At 61.0% G+C, this 18,621-nt stretch carries 11 protein-coding genes; all 11 read left to right on the forward strand.

The window, feature by feature from the left end:
• Nucleotides 1–2,418, forward strand: a 2,418-nt coding sequence (locus tag OH705_RS21890; RefSeq protein WP_267302983.1) for a beta strand repeat-containing protein, incomplete at its 5' end; no start/stop codon positions are given.
• 216 nt (nucleotides 2,419–2,634) lie between these two features.
• Nucleotides 2,635–3,375: a flagellar basal-body rod protein FlgF gene (flgF, locus tag OH705_RS21895; protein WP_160291229.1), complete on the forward strand. Its 741-nt coding sequence runs from the start codon at nucleotides 2,635–2,637 to the stop codon at nucleotides 3,373–3,375.
• A gap of 48 nt (nucleotides 3,376–3,423) precedes the next feature.
• A complete protein-coding gene (flgG, locus tag OH705_RS21900) occupies nucleotides 3,424–4,209 on the forward strand; it encodes a flagellar basal-body rod protein FlgG (RefSeq protein ID WP_046854649.1) in 786 nt (261 codons plus the stop codon).
• Nucleotides 4,210–4,282: 73 nt separating this feature from the next.
• Nucleotides 4,283–4,978 carry a flagellar basal body L-ring protein FlgH gene (gene flgH, locus OH705_RS21905; RefSeq protein ID WP_046854650.1) on the forward strand — a complete coding sequence of 232 codons (696 nt, stop codon included), beginning with the start codon at nucleotides 4,283–4,285 and terminating at the stop codon, nucleotides 4,976–4,978.
• A 12-nt stretch (nucleotides 4,979–4,990) separates the two neighbouring features.
• Nucleotides 4,991–6,100 (forward strand): flagellar basal body P-ring protein FlgI, encoded by a 1,110-nt coding sequence (locus tag OH705_RS21910; protein ID WP_046857711.1) that lies wholly within the window; start codon nucleotides 4,991–4,993, stop codon nucleotides 6,098–6,100.
• 12 nt (nucleotides 6,101–6,112) lie between these two features.
• Nucleotides 6,113–7,312 carry a flagellar assembly peptidoglycan hydrolase FlgJ gene (gene flgJ / locus OH705_RS21915; RefSeq protein ID WP_267302984.1) on the forward strand — a complete coding sequence of 400 codons (1,200 nt, stop codon included), beginning with the start codon at nucleotides 6,113–6,115 and terminating at the stop codon, nucleotides 7,310–7,312.
• 12 nt (nucleotides 7,313–7,324) lie between these two features.
• Nucleotides 7,325–9,373: a flagellar hook-associated protein FlgK gene (flgK, locus tag OH705_RS21920; protein WP_267302985.1), complete on the forward strand. Its 2,049-nt coding sequence runs from the start codon at nucleotides 7,325–7,327 to the stop codon at nucleotides 9,371–9,373.
• Nucleotides 9,374–9,386: 13 nt separating this feature from the next.
• Nucleotides 9,387–10,955: a flagellar hook-associated protein 3 gene (locus OH705_RS21925; RefSeq protein WP_267302986.1), complete on the forward strand. Its 1,569-nt coding sequence runs from the start codon at nucleotides 9,387–9,389 to the stop codon at nucleotides 10,953–10,955.
• Nucleotides 10,956–11,029: 74 nt separating this feature from the next.
• The gene (locus OH705_RS21930) at nucleotides 11,030–14,593 is read left to right on the forward strand and encodes a glycosyltransferase (RefSeq protein WP_267302987.1); all 3,564 of its coding nucleotides are present in this window, start codon (nucleotides 11,030–11,032) and stop codon (nucleotides 14,591–14,593) included.
• A 60-nt stretch (nucleotides 14,594–14,653) separates the two neighbouring features.
• Complete coding sequence (locus OH705_RS21935) at nucleotides 14,654–17,389, forward strand: glycosyltransferase (protein ID WP_267302988.1); 2,736 nt, start codon at nucleotides 14,654–14,656, stop codon at nucleotides 17,387–17,389.
• A gap of 334 nt (nucleotides 17,390–17,723) precedes the next feature.
• Nucleotides 17,724–18,374 (forward strand): hypothetical protein, encoded by a 651-nt coding sequence (locus tag OH705_RS21940; protein ID WP_267302989.1) that lies wholly within the window; start codon nucleotides 17,724–17,726, stop codon nucleotides 18,372–18,374.
• The last annotated feature ends 247 nt before the right edge of the window (nucleotides 18,375–18,621 follow it).

An 18,621-nucleotide genomic window follows, 5' to 3' on the forward strand; every position in this document is an offset into this window, starting at 1 on the left:
CGCTTCATCGGTGGCGCGGGCAACGATACCGTGTCGTATACCGACGCCGGTGCCGGTATCACCCTGAACTTCAAGACTGGCGTGCACACCGGCATCGCCGCTGGCGATACCTTCGACAGCATCGAACTGTTCCAGGGTTCGAACTACGCCGATACCTTCATTAGTGACGCTCGTGCGCACACCTTCGAGGGCGGTCTTAACGACACGATGGACTATTCACTGTCCGAGCAGGCAGTGACCATCACAATCGACAACACCGGTGGCAAGGGGCAGGGTGGCGACGCCGAGGGTGACAAGTTCACGGGCATGTACAGTGTCATCGGCAGCAGCCAGAACGACACCTTCATCATGCAGGCGACAGGTTCGAGCAAGAGCTTTGCCGGTGGTGCCGGTAACGATACCTATTACCTGTACAACACCGCTGGTGTGTTCGAGCAGGCTGGCGGCGGCATCGACGAGGTGCGCACGACCCTGGCCAGCTACACCCTGACCCCTGAGGTGGAAAACCTCACCTACATTGGTACCGGCAACTTTACCGGGGTTGGCAATGCCAGCGACAACATCATCACCGGTGGCAGTGGCAACGACGTGATGCGTGGTGGCGCCGGTGCCGACCGCTTCATCGGTGGCGCGGGCAACGATACCGTGTCGTATACCGACGCCGGTGCTGGCATCACCCTGAACTTCAAGACCGGTGTGCATACTGGTATCGCCGCAGGCGATACCTTCGACAGCATCGAGGTGTTCCAAGGTTCGAACTACGCCGACACCTTCATCAGCGATGCCCGTGCGCACACCTTCGAGGGCGGTCTGAACGACACGTTGGACTATTCGCTGTCCGAGCAGGCGGTGAAGATCACGATAGAAGGTAATGGCGGCAGCGGGCAGGGTGGTGACGCCGAGGGTGACAAGTTCACGGGCATGTACAGTGTCATCGGCAGTAGCCAGAACGACACCTTCATCATGCAGGCGACAGGCTCGAGCAAGAGCTTTGCCGGTGGCGCCGGTGACGACGTCTACTACCTGTACAGCACCGCTGGCGTGGTCGAGCAGGCTGGTGGCGGCATCGACGAGGTGCGCACGACCCTTGCCAACTACACGCTGACCAACGAGGTGGAGAACCTGACCTTCATCGGTACCGGCAACTTCACCGGCTATGGCAATGCCAGTAACAATGTGATTGTCGGTGGTGCTGGCAATGACACCTTGTTTGGTGGCGCTGGTGCCGACCGATTCGTCGGTGGGGCGGGTATCGACACCGTTTCGTATGGCGACAGCAGTTCAGGCATCCTCCTGAATCTCAAGACCGGCCAGCACGGTGGCATCGCCGAAGGCGATACCTTCGAGGGCATCGAGAAGTTCGTCGGATCATCCTTGGGTGATGTCTTCGTGGCCAACGACCAGGCCAATGACTTCAATGGCGCTGGCGGCGTCGATCTGTTGACGTTCGCGGGTGAGGGGGCTGGCATCACGCTCGATCTGAACGCAACCGGCAATGACCTGTTCACCAGTATCGAGAGCTTCGAGGGCACGGCCTTCAATGACGCGTTCATCGGGACTGCCGCGAGCGAGAACTTCATCGGCGGCGCTGGGGCGGATGTGATCAATGGCGGGGCCGGGCGGGATTCGGCCTGGTACATCTCGAGTAATGCTAGTGTGTCGGTAGATCTTGCCACGGGGGTTGTGGGGGGTGGGCATGCCGAGGGTGATGTACTAAGCGGTATCGAGGGGGTGGCGGGCTCCGCGTTCGCTGATGTGCTCAATGGCGATGCCGGGGCGAACACGCTCTACGGCGCGGAAGGTGATGACGTCATCAATGGCGGCGCGGGCAATGACATTCTCTACGGGGATGGTATCTATTCCACCGATTTCGGCGCCTTGGCGCGCCCGGCCAATACGCAGGTTGCCCAGGCGGACACGATCAATGGTGGTGACGGCGACGACACCATCACGGGTGCGTTGAACGATACAGGCTCCATCTATCATGGGGACGCTGGCAACGACACGATCCAGACCGCCAATGGCAAGGCGTACGGTGATGACGGCAATGATCGCCTCGTTGGCAATGGCTACGCCTATGAGCTGTATGGTGGTGCCGGTGCCGACCGCCTTGACATGATGAGCGCCGGTTATGCCTTTGGGGGTGAGGGCAGTGATATCTACACCATCTATTCCAAGGCTGGCGTGGTGATTCAGGACACCGGTACCGCTGGTATCGATGTGGTCGTGCTGAAGAACATCCAGACATTCCAGGATGTCGTGGTACAGAACGATGGCGTCAATGCCTATATCTTCTCCAAGGCGGACTGGAATGCCGGCAACCTGGATTCTGGTGTGATGCTCAGTAATTGGTACGCCGGCTCGAACACCATCGAGTCGTTCCAGACCAACAACGGAGATACCTTCACCATCACCTGACAGCCAAGTGTCGCCAGGTAGCGTCGAGGGCGGCCAGCCCTTGCCGCTGCCGGCCGCCCGCCGCCGAGATTTTGTCTCGCGCGCGCCGGGCTTTTCAGCAAAGGCCCCGTAAACCGGGGTCTTTGCCGTTTTAATGGTAGTTGGCGCGAAACTTGCTCGACGCTTGCCACAGCCACGGCGACCGGCAATCGATCGCCAGTGCAGCGGAGGATGACTGTGGACAAGATGCTTTACGTGGCCATGACCGGTGCCAGCCAGAACGCACTGGCGCAGAAGGCCCATGCCAACAACCTGGCGAACGTTTCCACCAACGGTTTCCAGCGCGACCTGGAGCAGGCGCGCTCGATGCCGGTGTTTGGTGACAGCTTTCCGGCGCGTGCTTTCGCCATGAGCGAACGCCCGGCCACCGATTTCAGTGCCGGCCCGTTGGTTGAAACCGGTCGTGAACTGGATGTGGCGGTCACCGGTGATGGTTTCATTGCCGTGCAGGCGCCCGACGGCAGCGAAGCGTATGTGCGTACCGGCAGCCTGAACATTGACGCGCTTGGCGTGCTGCGGGCCGGCAATGGCATGGCGGTCATCGGCAACGGCGGCCCTATCGCCATTCCGCCAGAGCAGAAGGTCGAGATCGGTGACGACGGCACCATCAGCATCCGCGCCATGGGCGAAGACCCACGGGTAATGGCCGAAGTGGATCGCATCAAGCTGGTCAATCCGGACACCAAGGGCATGACCAAGGGGCTGGACGGTCTGATCCACACCGCCAGCGGCCAACCCGCGGACGCCGATGTGAATGTGCGTGTGGTGTCGGGTTTCCTCGAGGGCAGCAACGTCAATGCCGTCGGTGAGATGACTTCGATGCTGGCGCTGTCCCGTCAATTCGAACTGCACGTCAAAATGATGAGCGCGGCCAAGGAAGGCGACGAAGCCATGGCGCGTGTTTTGCAAATCGGCTAATCACATTTGAACGAGTGCCGTAAAACAGGCGCACGAGGAGAACACTAAATGCTTCCGGCTCTTTGGGTCGCTAAAACCGGCCTGTCCGCCCAGGACACCAACCTGACGGTCATCTCCAACAACCTGGCCAACGTTTCGACCACCGGCTTCAAGCGTGATCGTGCCGAGTTCCAGGACCTGCTGTACCAGATCAAACGCCAGCCTGGCGCGCAGTCCACCCAGGACAGCGAGCTGCCTTCGGGCCTGCAGGTCGGTACCGGCGTGCGCGTGGTCGGCACCCAGAAAAACTTCCAGACTGGCGGGTTGCAGAACACCGAGAACCCGCTGGACATGGCGATCAATGGCCGCGGTTTCTTCCAGGTGCTCCAGCCTGATGGCACCGTGTCGTACACCCGTGACGGCACCTTCCACCTGAACTCCGACGGCCAGGTGGTCACCGCCAACGGTTTCGCGCTGGAACCTGCCATTGTCGTGCCGCCGGATGCCCAGACCTTCACCGTGGGTCAGGACGGCACCGTGTCGATCACCACCCAGGGCAACCCGGCTGCGCAGATCATCGGCAACATCCAGACCGCCGACTTCATCAACCCGGCCGGCCTGCAGGCCATGGGCAACAACCTGTTCCTCGAAACCGCCGCCAGCGGTGCGCCACAGGTCGGTACCCCGGGGCTGAACGGCTTCGGTCTCACGTTGCAGCAGACCCTGGAAAACTCCAACGTCAGCACGGTCGAGGAGATGGTGAACATGATCACCACCCAGCGCGCGTACGAGATGAACTCCAAGGTCATCTCCGCCGCAGACAAGATGCTGTCGTTCGTCACTCAGCAACTGTAAGTCCTGGCGGCCCAGCCACTTCGGGCCGCCGATAAACCGCACGCTGCTACAGCGCCTGCTAGAGGTAAGTGTCATGTATCGTCTGTTGTCCGTTTTCGCCCTGGGGGGGGCGGTGTTGCTGGCTGGTTGCGTCGCACCGACGCCCAAGCCCAACGACCCGTACTACGCGCCGGTTCTGCCGCGCACCCCGCTGCCGGCAGCGGCCAATAACGGCTCGATCTACCAGGCCGGTTTCGAACAAGGCTTGTATACCGACCGCAAGGCGTTCCGGGTGGGTGACATCATCACCATCACCCTCAACGAGCGTACCTCGGCGAGCAAGAACGCAGGTTCCCAGATCCAGAAGAACAGCAAGGCCAATATCGGCCTCACCTCGCTGTTCGGTACCGTGCCCAACACCAACAACCCGCTGGGCAGCGGGGACCTCAGCCTTGACGCAGGCTACAGCGGCGATCGCAGCACCAAGGGCGACAGCAAGGCCACTCAGGGCAACACGCTCACCGGTTCGATCACCGTTACCGTGGCCGAAGTGCTGCCCAACGGCATCATTGCCGTGCGTGGTGAAAAATGGATGACCCTGAACACCGGCGAAGAGCTGGTGCGCATTGCCGGCCTGGTACGTGCCGATGACATCGCCACCGACAATACCGTGCCGTCCACCCGTGTGGCCGACGCGCGCATCACCTATTCGGGCACCGGCTCCTTCGCCGATGCCAGCCAGCCCGGTTGGCTGGACCGTTTCTTCATCAGCCCGCTCTGGCCCTTTTGAGTACGGATGACCATGTTCAACGCTAGGCGGTTGATTGCCGCGACACTCCTTCTGTCCTGCGCGTTCGGTGCTCACGCCGAGCGCCTGAAAGACATCGCCAGCATTTCCGGCGTGCGTGCCAACCAGTTGATCGGCTACGGCCTGGTGGTCGGCTTGAATGGCACCGGTGACCAGACGACGCAAACACCGTTCACCCTGCAGACCTTCAACAACATGCTGTCGCAGTTCGGCATCAAGGTGCCGCCTGGGTCTGGCAACGTGCAGCTGAAAAACGTGGCGGCGGTATCGGTGCATGCCGACCTGCCGGCATTCGCCAAGCCTGGCCAGGTGGTCGACATTACCGTGTCGTCGATCGGTAACTCCAAGAGCCTGCGTGGCGGTAGCCTGTTGATGACCCCGCTCAAAGGGATTGATGGCAATGTCTACGCCATCGCCCAGGGCAACCTGGTTGTAGGCGGTTTCGATGCCGAGGGTCGTGACGGTTCGAAGATCACCGTCAATGTTCCGTCGGCTGGCCGCATCCCGGGTGGTGCGTCGGTCGAGCGTGCCGTACCCAGCGGTTTCAACCAGGGCAACAGCCTTACCCTCAACCTCAACCGCCCAGACTTCACCACGGCCAAGCGGATCGTCGACAAGGTCAATGAACTGCTCGGCCCTGGCGTGGCCCAGGCCCTTGATGGCGGTTCGGTGCGGGTGACCGCGCCCATGGACCCGAGCCAGCGCGTCGATTACCTGTCGATCCTGGAGAACCTCGAAATCGATCCGGGACAGGCGGTGGCCAAGGTCATCATCAATTCGCGTACCGGAACCATCGTCATCGGCCAGAACGTCAAGGTCTCGCCTGCGGCCGTCACCCACGGCAGCCTGACCGTGACCATCACCGAAGACCCTATCGTCAGCCAGCCAGGGCCATTCTCCAATGGCCAGACTGCGGTCGTGCCGCGTTCGCGGGTCAATGCCCAGCAGGAAGCCAAGCCGATGTTCAAGTTCGGCCCCGGTACCACGCTGGATGAAATCGTCCGTGCAGTGAACCAGGTGGGTGCGGCGCCAGGCGACCTGATGGCGATCCTCGAAGCCCTGAAGCAGGCCGGCGCATTGCAAGCCGACCTGATCGTGATCTAAGGGGGGCGTCTGATGAATCCTAAAACTCAGGTGTCCAGCCAGATCGACAGCGGCGCCTACACCGACCTCAATCGCCTGAGCGCGCTCAAGCATGGTGATCGGGATAGCGAGGGCAATGTTCGCAAGGTAGCCCAGGAATTCGAGTCGATGTTCATCAGCGAGCTGCTCAAGGCATCGCGCAAGGCCACCGATGTCATGGCCGATGAAGACAGCCCGATGAACAGCGACACGGTCAAGCAGTACCGAGACATGTACGACCAGCAGCTGGCTGTGAGCATGTCCCGCGAGGGTGGTGGTATTGGCCTGCAGGACGTGCTGGTGCGCCAGTTGTCCAAGAACAAGGCCGCCTCCGTGAACACCAGCCCGTTCCCGCGTATCGAAGGGCATGCCCCGGCGTTGTGGGCGTCGAAAGTCGCCGCGCCAGTGCATGCCGAGGCAGGCGCGGGTGTGCGCAATGACGTGGCGGCGCTCAATTCGCGGCGCCTGGCGCTGCCGGGCAAGCTCACCGATCGGCTGCTGGCCGGTATCGTCCCGTCTGCCGGCAACCCAGGCACGGCGACCAACACGGCGGCGTTGCCGCGCCGGGGCGATATCCCGGTCGGTGGCGTTGCAACCGGCGACTGGGAGCCGGCCAGGGCGTTCGCGGCCCCGAGCGGCAACCTGCAGATTCTCGGGCGCGCTGTGGCTCAGCCCCCGCTGGCACCGAAAAAGGCTTTCGCCGACAGCGACGCCTTCGTCGAGACCATGCTGCCGATGGCCGAACAGGCGGCCAAGCGCATTGGCATCGACCCGCGGTACCTGGTGGCGCAGGCAGCGCTGGAAACCGGCTGGGGCAAATCGGTCATGCGCAATGCCGATGGCAGCAGCAGCCACAACCTGTTTGGCATCAAGGCAACTGGCAGTTGGCAGGGTGGTGAGGCGCGTGCGATCACCAGCGAGTTCCGCAATGGTGCGTTCGTCAAGGAGACGGCTGCGTTCCGTTCCTACGACAGCTATCAGGAAAGTTTCCACGACTTGGTAACTTTGCTGCAGAGCAATTCACGCTATCAAGATGCCGTGAGCGCCGCCGATAAACCAGAACAGTTTGTGCGAGAGCTGCAAAAGGCCGGTTACGCCACCGACCCCAATTACGCCAGCAAGATCTCGCAGATCGCGAAGCAGATGAAGTCGCAGCAGAGCTACGCAATGCTCGGTACCAGTACACAACTTTAAGGGCAGGGAACCATGGCGAGTTTGATCAATATCGGTATGTCGGGGCTGGGTGCCGCCCAGTCCGGGATGTACGTCCTGGGTAACAACATCGCCAACGCCGATGTTGAAAGTTACTCTCGCCAACAAATGGTGCAAAAGACCAAGGGTGCCCAGCAGGTTGGCCAGGTATTCATGGGCACCGGTACCACCCTGGCCGATGTGCGACGGGTGTACAACGCCTTCATCGAGAACCAGTTGCGTACCACCACGTCGCTCTCCAGTGACGCCAACACGTATCTTAATCAGATCGGCCCGCTCAACACTGCCCTGTCCGGCGCCGATACCGGTATCACTGCCGCACTCAAGAGCTTCTTCAGCGCCATGCAGGATGCTTCGGCCAAGCCCACCGAAGATGCCTCGCGCCAGTTGCTGCTGACCAGCGCACAATCACTTGCCAAGCGTTTCAATACGTTGTCGGCGCAGTTCACCCAGCAGAACGCCAACATCAATGGCAGTCTGGGGTCGATGGCCGAACAGGTGAACAACATCACCAAGACCATCGCCGACCTCAACCAGCAGATCGCCAAGCTCGGTGCTGTCAATGGCCAGCCCAATGACTTGCTTGACCAGCGTGATGGCGCGGTGCGCGAGCTGAACAAGCTTGTCGGCGTGGACGTGGTGGAGCGCGAGGGCAACTACGACATCTACCTGAAGAACGGCCAGTCCCTGGTGCTGGGCAACTCCACCCAGACGCTGGGTGTGGAACCCGCCTCGACCGACCCGACGCGCATGAATCTGGTGCTCAATCGCGGTTCGACCAAGATGGACGTCACCGACAGCACTACCGGTGGCGAAATCGGTGGCTTGCTGCGTTACCGCAGGGACACCCTCGACCCTGCGCTCAACGAACTGGGCCGTGTGGCGTTGGTGGTCGCCGATGCGATCAACAGCCAGCTGGCCCAGGGTATCGACAAGAATGGCCAGTTCGGTGCGACCCTCTTTGGCGACATCAACAGTGCAACGGCCGTTGCCGGGCGCAGCATCCCCAAGCTGGGCAACAGTGCCGGTTCCGGCAACCTCGATGTGCACATCAAGGACAGCGGCAAGCTCACTACCAACGACTATCAAGTCGTCTTCACCAGCGCCACCGAGTATTCCGTGCGGCGTCTGCCCGATAATTCCGAGATGGGTACCTTCGACATCACGGCCGACCCACCTCCTGTGATCGACGGTTTCACGCTCAACCTCAATGGTGGCACCCCGGTTGCCGGCGACAGCTTCAAGATCACCCCGACCCGCAACGCGGCGGCCAGCATGGAAACCGTGCTGACCGACCCGAGCCGTCTGGCCATGGCCAGCCCGCTGAACGCCACCAGCGGTTCGGGCAACAAGGGGACCGGGCAGACCTCCCAGCCCACGTTGACGTCCAAGCTGGATATCTACGACGCCAAGCAACGCTCGGACATGCAGACGGGGCTGAAGTATTCGACCCCGGTCAAGCTGGTGTTTGGCGACGATTCCGTATCGCCTCAGGCGTACACCATGTACGACTCCAAAGGTAACCCGCTTGGCAGCGGTACGGTCATCCCTGGCCAGGAAAACAAGCTGCAGCTGTCTGTGCCAATGGTCGATGGCAGCGGCAACCCGATCAAGGACGCCAGTGGCGCTCAAATGAACTTCTCGTTCGAGATGAGCATCTCCGGTGCGCCCAAGAATGGTGACAACTACACCGTATCGCTGACCAAGGCCGGTTCTGCAGACAACCGCAATGCACAGTCGGTGATCGACCTGCAGACCAAACCCACGGTCAATACCGGCGATGGCAGCAAGGGCATCAGCTTCACCGATGCCTACGCCAAGCTGGTATCCAATGTCGGCGGCAAGACCAACCAGGCATCGATGGACAGCGACGCCACCAACGCGCTGCATGGCTCCGCGCTGACCAGCCGCAACTCCAGCTCGGGGGTGTCGGTGGATGAAGAGGTCGGCAACCTGGTCAAGTTCCAGCAGTACTACACCGCGTCGTCGCAGATCATCAAGGCGGCACAGGAAACCTTCGCAACCTTGATCAACAGCCTTTAAGGAGCCGTAGGCCATGCGCATCTCCACTCCGCAGTTCTACTCCAGCAGCAGCGCCAACTACGAGCGTACTTTTGGCAATCTCAACAAGACCCAGCAAGAAGCCAGCGATTTCATCCGCGTGCGCACCGCCGCCGATGATCCGGTTGGCTACGCGCGTCTGTTGCAGCTCGAACAGCAGCAAAACATGCTCGACCAGTTCAAGGGCAACATCACCAACGTGCGCAACGCGCTGGGCTCCAGCGAAAGCACGCTCAATGCCATTGGCGCGGTGCTGCAGCGGGTCAATGAGCTGGCCATGGGCTCCGGCAATGCCGGCTTCACCGATGCCGACCGCAAGGCCAACGCCTCTGAGCTTGCCTCCCTGGAAGACCAACTGTTCTCGCTGATGAACAGCCGGGACGAGAACGGCAAGTACCTGTTCTCGGGCTCCAAGGGCGACACTCCGCCTTACGTGCGCAACTCCGACGGCACCTACAGCTATCAGGGCGACCAGAGCCAACTCATGCTGCAGGTGGGCGACATGCTCAGCCTGGCCGCCAACGAGACGGGCTACAGCGCGTTCGAGCAGGCGCTCAATACCAGCCGCAGCGAGACCAAGCAGACAGCCCCGCTACCTGATGACGGGCGTGTCAGCCTGTCCAATGGCCAGGTTTCCGGCAGTGCCACCTACAACGACCGTTTCCGTAGCGGCGAGCCCTACAGCATCGAGTTCACCAGCAGCACCGAATACAAGATCCTCGATGCCGGGGGCAACGATGTGACCCTGGAAGCCAGCCAGGGCGGCAAGTTCGACCCCAAAGGCGATAACATCAGCATCAACTTCCGCGGTGTAGACCTGCGCCTGAAGATCGATTTCAAGCCAGGTGACGAAGGCAACCCGGACGCGGCTATCGCCGGCCATACGTTCAGCCTGAGCTCCAAGGCTGACTCGATCTCTGGTAGCCGTAGCCCAGGCAATACGTCGTCGGAGCAGGTCACCGACGCCAAGATCACCGACCCGACCGCCTACAAGGCCGCATTCCCGGGTGGTGGTGCTGTACTCAAATTCACCAGTGCCACCGACTTCGAACTGTATGCAGCACCAATGACCGCCGACAGCCGCCCGATTTCCTCGGGAACTCTCAGCGGGAATACGGCCACCGCAGCCGGTGTGAGCTTCGAGCTGTCCGGTCCGCCAAGCGCAGGTGATTCGTTCGGCGTCAAGGTCGATACCCACCAGAATCAGAACATCCTCAACACCATCAGCCAGTTGCGCGGTGCGCTGAACACCCCGCAGGACCATGACTCGGTTGCTCGCCAGGCCTTCCTGGCCTCGCTGGACTCGGCGATCGGCAACATTGCCAGTGCCACTAGCCAAGTGTCATCTTCCATCTCGGCAATTGGTGGGCGCGGCCAGGCCCTCGATGTACAGGCTGAAACCAACGAGGCTCTGGGTATCGAGAACACCAAGACCCAGGGTTCGATCCGCGACAGTGATATCGGCGAAGTGATGATGCGCCTGGAGATGCAGAAGAACCAGCTGACAGCTTCGATGCAGTCCTTTGCCAAGATTTCCAGCTTGTCGCTGGTCAACTACATCTGATCCTTCCTCGTGTCATCGGCTGCGCACTGTCTCTTGCGGGGTAGTGCGCAGGCCTCTTCCAGCAGGTTCCCCTCGTGAATCACTCGGCTCTCGTCAGCATTGCCATTCCGGCATTCAACCCAGATTTTCTGCATGCTGCTCTGATGAGCGCACTCAGCCAGGACTATCCGAATCTCGAAGTTCTTGTGTGTGACGACAGTCGTGGCGACGATATCCGCCGTATCGTCGACGATGTGACCGAGCAAACCAAAAAACCGGTGCGCTACCTGCGTAATCCGCAGACCCTCGGGTTCGGCCGCAACTTGGTGATGTGCGTCGAGCAGGCGCGGGGCCAGTTGATCAAGTTCCTGTGTGATGACGATGTGTTGTTCAGCTCTTGTGTCAGCGAGCAGGCGGCGGTACTGAACCGGCATGCCGATGTCAGCATGAGCATCTGCCAGCGGATGCTCTGTGCGGCGGATGACTCACTGCTGCCGTCACGCATGCTGAATATGCTGATGTGCCCGCAGGATGCCGTGGTCAAGGGGGCTGACCTGCTTGAAGCGCTGGAGTCGATGGGCTCCAACCTCTTTGGTGGATTGAGCCACGCGCTGATGCGGCGTGAGCTGGTGCAGGAGTTTCTGCCCCCGCTGGTCGAAGGCGGATTTGTTGCGCGTCTGGACATGGCGCTTTTTCTCTGCCTGATGCGGCGCGGTAATCTGGGGCATCTGGAGCGCTTCCTCAGCCTGGAGCGCCTGCACCCGGGAAGACTGAGCCATCAGGCCGGTATGACCTTGGCCTATCCCACCGAGACCTTGTGGATCAAGGCGATGCTAGAGGCGCGTGGCAGTGAGGCGGCGCCGGCCAAAGGTTGGGTGCGCTACGTGCCACTGGCGTGTTACGACGGCGCGCAGGACGCCCATTGGGAGGAGTACGACCTCAACGGTCTGCGCGCACTGCAGGAAGCCCGGGTGCACCAGCAACTGGGAAGCGATTGCCTTTCCTTCGAGGAAATCTACAGCCAATGGCTGGATTGTCGCCGCTTGACGGAGGCCCAGTTCAAGCTGCTGCCGAAACGTTTCGAACGTTGGCCGTCCAGGCCTCGCATCGTACCGGTGATCTGGGCCGGGGAAGGTGACGAGCAGGCCTTGCGCACGACCTTGGCCAGTCTCGCCGAGCAATCCTACGCGCCAGCCGCCTGTTGGGTGTGCGCACCAGTCGAGATGCGCTTACCCGAAACTACGGGTATCGAGCGCTTGCCGGCACAAGGCAATGGGCTTGCGCAGTTGCAGGCGCGACTGGTGCAGGGAGATGCCGACTGGGTATTCCTGTTGCAGGCAGGTGATCGCCTGGTGCCCCACGCCTTGGCCATCATGGGCGAACGCATGGCCTTGCGAGATCGGGTCTGCATGTATGTCGACGAAGGCAGTCATGACAACCTGCGTGCGTCGACACCGATCTTCAAGCCAGATTTCAATCTGGATCTGATGCGCAGCCTGCCGTATGTCGGGCGCTTGCTGGCATTCGAATGCAAGGCACTGCTCCAAGTGGGTGGCTTCGATCTGGATTTCGACATCATGGCCCCTCACGATCTGTTCTGGCGCTTGGCAGAGACGCGTGGACTGCAGGTCATTGAACACGTCGACGAGCTGCTGGTGCATTGCCAGTGGGACTTCGCCCAATGGTTGAGTGATCCGCGTTGTGTGACGCAGGCACCGCGTGTGGTGCAGGCACATTTGCGACGACTCGGGGTAGGCGCCGACGTGGTCGGGGCATCCGACCAGGCATTGTGCCGCGTGGCCTACCGGCATGAAACACAGGCAGGGGTTTCGATCCTGGTGAGTGTGGGGGACGATCTTGTATCGGCGAGGCGTTGTGTCGAGTCCCTGTTCGAGCACTGCGCCTATGCCAATTTCGAGGTGCTGCTGATTGCCGCCACGGATACTCCGGCTGACCTGCGCCAATGGCTGCAGGCCATGCAGAGCCTGGGCAGCGACCAGTTGCGGGTGGTCGAGGTGTCCGCTGGCGGCCGTGTGGCGCGGCTTAACGAGGCGAGCCTCACCGCCCGTGGCGAATACCTGTTGATGCTCGACACCGCCTGCATGGCTTTCGAGCCGCGTTGGTTGGCGGAGCTCATGGCCCAAGCCCAGAGGCCGGAAGTCGGTGTAGTCGGGCCCAAGCTGTGCACGCCATCAGGCACTGTTTTCGGTGCGGGCCTGGTGCTGGGGTTGCACGGTGAGGCCGGTAGCCCCTTCGTCGGTTTGCCGGCGGATGCCAATGGCTACATGCACAGGCTTGGTTGCACGCAGAACTGGAGCGCTCTGTCCCTGGACTGCCTGTTGGTGCGTCGGGAGGTCTTCCACGCCTTGGGCGGCTTTGATGTCGAAGGGTTGCAGGGTAGGCTGCAGGATGCCGATTTCTGCCTGAGGGTCACAGAGCAGGGCTATCTGGTGGTCATGACCCCCATGTCCATGGTGGCGCGTCTGACCAGTCAGCAAGGTGATGTTCAGGGTGGTCCGCAGGGTAATGCCGACAGCGAGGTCTTTCATGACCGCTGGCTTGCCAAGCTTGCCCGCGATCCTGCTTACAACTGCAATCTCAGCCTGACAATGACCAGCTTCAGCCTGGAGCCCGGTCTGCGCCAAGGCTGGGATCCGTTCCTGGAGCGGGTCTTGCCATCGGTGTTGGCACTGCCGGTCAACTCGTCCGCCGTTGGCCATTACCGGGTCTCACAACCCTTCCGCGAGCTGGAGAGTGCCGGCTGGATCCAAGGGAAACAGAACTATCGGGTACCCGGCTTGATTGAGCTGGAGCGTGAAAAGCCTGACGTCATCGTGTTCCAGTACCGTAGCCGGATGAGTTCGGTCGAGGAGATCGGGCGAGTGGTGCGTGCGTCCAGCGCCCGCCATATCTACGAGATCGACGACTACATCATCGGCGTGCCGGAGCGAAACGATCACTCGCGCAACATGCCTGCCGATATTCGTGAGGCGGTCAGCCTGGGTATCTCGATGTGCGATCGCGTGGTGGTCTCCACCCAGCCGCTGGCGGATGCCCTGTCGAGCATGCATCAGGATATTCGGGTAGTGCCCAACATGCTGGCTGCGAAGCTGTGGGTCGGCCTTGAAAGTGAGCGCCAGACCACTGCGCGCCCACGGGTAGGCTGGGCGGGCGGTACCAGCCATCGGGGAGATCTGGAACTGTTGCAGGAGGTGATCAAGACCCTGGCGGGCCAGGTCGACTGGATATTCTTCGGCATGTGCCCGGATCCGCTGCGGCCTTATGTCAAGGAGTTCCACAGCGGCATACCGATGTCGGAGTACCCGCGGAAGCTGGCAAGCCTCAACCTCGACCTGGCATTGGCGCCACTGGAGCAGAACCTGTTCAACGACTGCAAGAGCAATCTTCGCCTGCTGGAGTATGGCGCTTGTGGTTTCCCGGTGATCTGCTCCGACACCAAGGCCTACGATGGCTATCTTCCTTGCACCCGGGTCGCCAGCAACAGCACCTCCGAGTGGCTCGACGCGATCCGCATGCACCTGGCCGATCCCGACGCCAGTTACCGCCAGGGTGAGGCCCTGCGTGAAGTGGTGTTGCGCGACTATGTTCTGAACGAACGTCACCTGCAGCATTGGGCCAACGCCTGGTTGGCCGACTGATAACGCCATGTGCCTCCTGCGAGCGCATGGTCATACTGAAATCTGAGTATCGGGTATCCCATGACTGCACAAACATCCGTAAACACTTCGTCCGCCCTCGATACCCACGTCGTACTGCTCGGCAGCGAGGACCTGGGTTATCGCGAGCGTGCGATTGCCTACCTTGACGGTAGCGGTCATACCGCCACCGTAATCGAGGGGGGCAGTGGCGAGCAGGTGCGCGAGGCGCTGAAGCGGGTGCTAGATGAGGTCGATTCCCCCTACGTGGTGCTGACCAGGGACAGCGACTTCCTGCTGCCCGAGGCGATGCAGGAGGCCCAGGTCTGGCTGGCCGCCAATCCGCAGGCGCAGGGTGTGCAGGGGTACGCGCTAGGCATGCGTCCCGGCAACAGCACGGTCAGTTATCACCGCCTCGGTGAAACAGCGCAGCCTCAACTCGGCCCAGGCATGCGTGACCGTGTGCTCGCACACGCCATCAGTGGCCTGCAGCCCTGGCGTGCCGTGCTGCGGGTGAGTGCGCTGCGAACGGCTCTTGCCGATGCTTCGGCGCGGGTAGATGGCGAGGACTGGCTGGTAGGATTGTCATTCGCCCTGTTGCGCCAAGGTGATATCCCGGTGCTCGAACAGACGCTGGTGGTCAGCGAATGCCGGGACCAGATCATCGATCCGGATGCCTTGGCGCCGGTCATTCGCACCCTGCGGCAGTGGGATGAGCAGCAAGCAGGTGAGTTCGAGGGAGATGAAGGCTTTACCATACTGCGCCAGTTCGTACTGACCACGGCGCACCTCGGTGTCGCACCCCTGCTTTTCGAATCGCCCTGGACCAGCGTCGTTCATACGCCTGAGCGCAGCTTCGAGCCGCGCCAGCATGTCGAGCTGCCTTACTACAATGCCAGGGTATTCCGCCAGTTGTCGGATTTGGAGTTCTTGGTGCACGCCTGGCCGGTTGGGCGTGAGCATGTGCGCGCGGTGGAAGGGGCATGGGTGCGCCAGCGCGATCTGCTGCAGCGTCATGCCAACGACAACCTGATGACACTGCGCGGGCGGTACTGGGAGGCTCTGGCGGTCAATCTTTTCTCGCCGCAGGTATGCCAGTTGTTGCTGGAGGTGCTGGAAGACGATGAGCAAGAGGCGCGCGAGGAACTGGCGCATTGGCTTGATCGCCTGGCGCAGGTCGGGGCTCCGGAGTTGACGGGCTGCCTGGCGCGGACAGCATCGGGCCAGGTGCTGCGAGTGCTGGCGGCTGCGACCCTGGATGACGCCGCAAAGCAGCGCGTGCAGAAGCATCTGGACGCTGGCCAGCGTCCGCAGATCGCCTTGCTGGTGCTGGACCTTGAAGATGATGACGCTGCTCTGCAGCGTACCTTTGACACAGTGGTGGCCAGCGGCCTGCGCGACTTTCGTCTCGTGGTACTCAAGGCTGGAAGCCTGCCGGCGATTACCACCGCGCGGGATACCCTGCATTTCGTCAAGGTCACGACGGAGAACGCCGTTTCGCACCTCAATCAGGTGGTCAGGCAGTTGCCCTGTGAGTGGCTGATGCTGATGCAGGCCGGTGACGAGTTGGCGGGCAGCGGTCTGCTGCGTCTGCAGTTGGAGCTGGCTCAGGCCGAAGGCCTCAAGGCTGTGTGTGGTAACGAGGTGCAGCGTGACTGTGAGGGTCGCCTGGTCAGTGTTCTGCGGCCAGGGGCGGATTTTGACCTGCTGCGCAGCCGTCCTGACCTGATGGCCCCGCACTGGTTGCTGCGTCGAGAGGTGGTGCTGGAGGTGGGCGGCTACAGCGACACCTGCCGTCAGGCGCTGGATCTGGATCTTCTGCTCAGGGTGGTGGAGGCCAATGGGCTGGACGGCCTGGCGCATATCGACGAATACCTGGTGATCGGTAGCAACCATTGCGAGTCGATGCTCTCCGACGCCCAGGTTACCTTGGGTCGACATCTGGGGCAGTTGGGTTATCGCGGACAGGTCGAGCAGGGGCACGAAGGGCGCCTGTTCATCGACTTCCGTCATCCGACCACGCCGCTGGTCAGCATTCTGCTGGATGCCGGGGATGATATGCAGCAACTGGGCACCAGCCTGGCCAGCATCCAGCAGCGTACGCGTTATCCACGCTACGAAGTGCTGGTGGTCACCCGTGGTGAGCAACGGCAGGAGACGAGCCTGGGTGGGCGTGTGCGGATGCTGTCGTGTCCGGCCGCGAGCTCGGTTGATCGGCTCAACCAGGCCATTGGCGAGGCGCGCGGTGAGTATCTGGTGTTGATGAGTGACCGCAGCCAGGTTTCCAGTCCCGGATGGATCGAGAGCTTGCTCAACCAGGCCCAACGCCCCGAGGTGGGTGTGGTCGGTTGCCAGATGCATGACGAAACCGGGCGTGTGAGTCATGCCGGCTATGAGTTGCTTGAGGCCGGGCAGGTTCATGCCAGTTGGCTGGGGCTTGGCGTAGATGAACGTGGCGAGGCCTTGGGGCTGGACGTCGTACGTGTCTGCCAGGCAGTTTCGATTGATGGCCTGATGGTGCGCAAAAAAGTGCTGGATGCACTAGGTGGGCTTGGTCAGGGTCAGGCGCCGGATATCGAGTTGTGCCTGCAGGTTTCCCAGGCGGGCCTGCTGGTGCTGATGGCGCCTCAGGCGCAACTGATCAACCAGGGCGTGCCGGTGCTGTCCGATGCTGCGCGCCAGGCGCTGGTCGCATATGCGCCTGCGGCGTTCGCCCGGGCCGTTGCGGTGGACGGGGCGTTGGGTATCGCGCAGCCGGCAGATGCAAGTGGGCCGCGTTGGTTGAACGCGTTGGGCTGAAGGGTAGCTCGAACCTTCTAGTGTCCTGACTCGGAAGTTCGTTCTCTTTTGGTGAGTGGCAACGCCGGCCGGGCGCCCAAGACGCCGTCAAAAGTGAGCAGCTAATTTCGGGGCAGTACACTAGGTTCTGTACGAAAAGTCTTGAGACGCAGGTCAGGCAAGGCGAAAACAGCCGAGGAACGGCCGGGGTCGCGCCCGACTGTACTGGAGTACATGAGCAATCCGAGGCTGTTTTCAACGCAGCATGAACAAGTATCAAGGCTTTTCGTACGGAGCCTAGATGGGTAGGCGTAGTGCAGGGATGAATCAAGGCCCTGTATTGCCTTGAGGAGAGGTGACAGCCTGCTCAGGTGAGCAGCTTCAAAAGTTCCCAGGCATCATACTCGCGCCAGCGGCCTGGCTGGCGGAGAAGCGCTTTGCATCGAAAATGCAATATTGCATTGACTGTTTATGCGCTTATGCATATTCTTTGATGGTCGCCATCTGCGGGGCGTTTAGGCGTGATCAATCCCCAGTGATGGGCACTGGGCCTGCTGGTGGCAAATTCAAGGAAAAAATTATGAAAAGGATGTTGAGTCGGGTATCGAGCTTGGGCATTGCCTTAGGTGCAGCCTTGACTGTGCAGGCAGGCGAAGTGCCGTCAGGCTATTGGAAGTTGTCTACCTTTCACGTCTCCAACGGTGCCGCTGCCACGGTGCAGATGGTTTGTTTCAAGGCCAACAAGACCTGGTACTCCACTACCGAAGCCAACTGGAATGGTGCATGGTTTACAGACGGCGATGAAATTCACTGGTATGGCAGTGTTCCTCTCGCCGACTACGGCAATGTAGCGACCATTGGTATGGGGGGGCTGTCGGGGGCTGTGAGTATGTCGGGGAAATACGCGGAATGGTCCGCGCCTGGCAATGCGCCCTATAGGTTTGACAGGCATTACACCTACACACTGACTTATCAGCAGGCAGAGTGTCCGCCTCCCAAGCTGTGAGCGCTAATAAGAAACAAGCTCAGTTGGATCCTGGGTTCAAATTGTATGTCTGGAAACTTTCGATCTACAAATTGCCTCGTCACGTGGACACGAAAACCTATCGGTGATTGGCGATTGGGGTTGCGTAGGCGCATGGTTTCGTGCCTTGAAAGGCGGCTTGGTGCGGCGATTTATTGACAGATTCAATAATATTGGATGCTTGATGTTCGAAAGCGCTGCAACTGGCTTCACATCGTCCCCTTCCTGT

It is taken from the genome of Pseudomonas sp. BJa3 (assembly GCF_026343815.1).
GTDB classification, from domain to species: domain Bacteria; phylum Pseudomonadota; class Gammaproteobacteria; order Pseudomonadales; family Pseudomonadaceae; genus Aquipseudomonas; species Aquipseudomonas soli.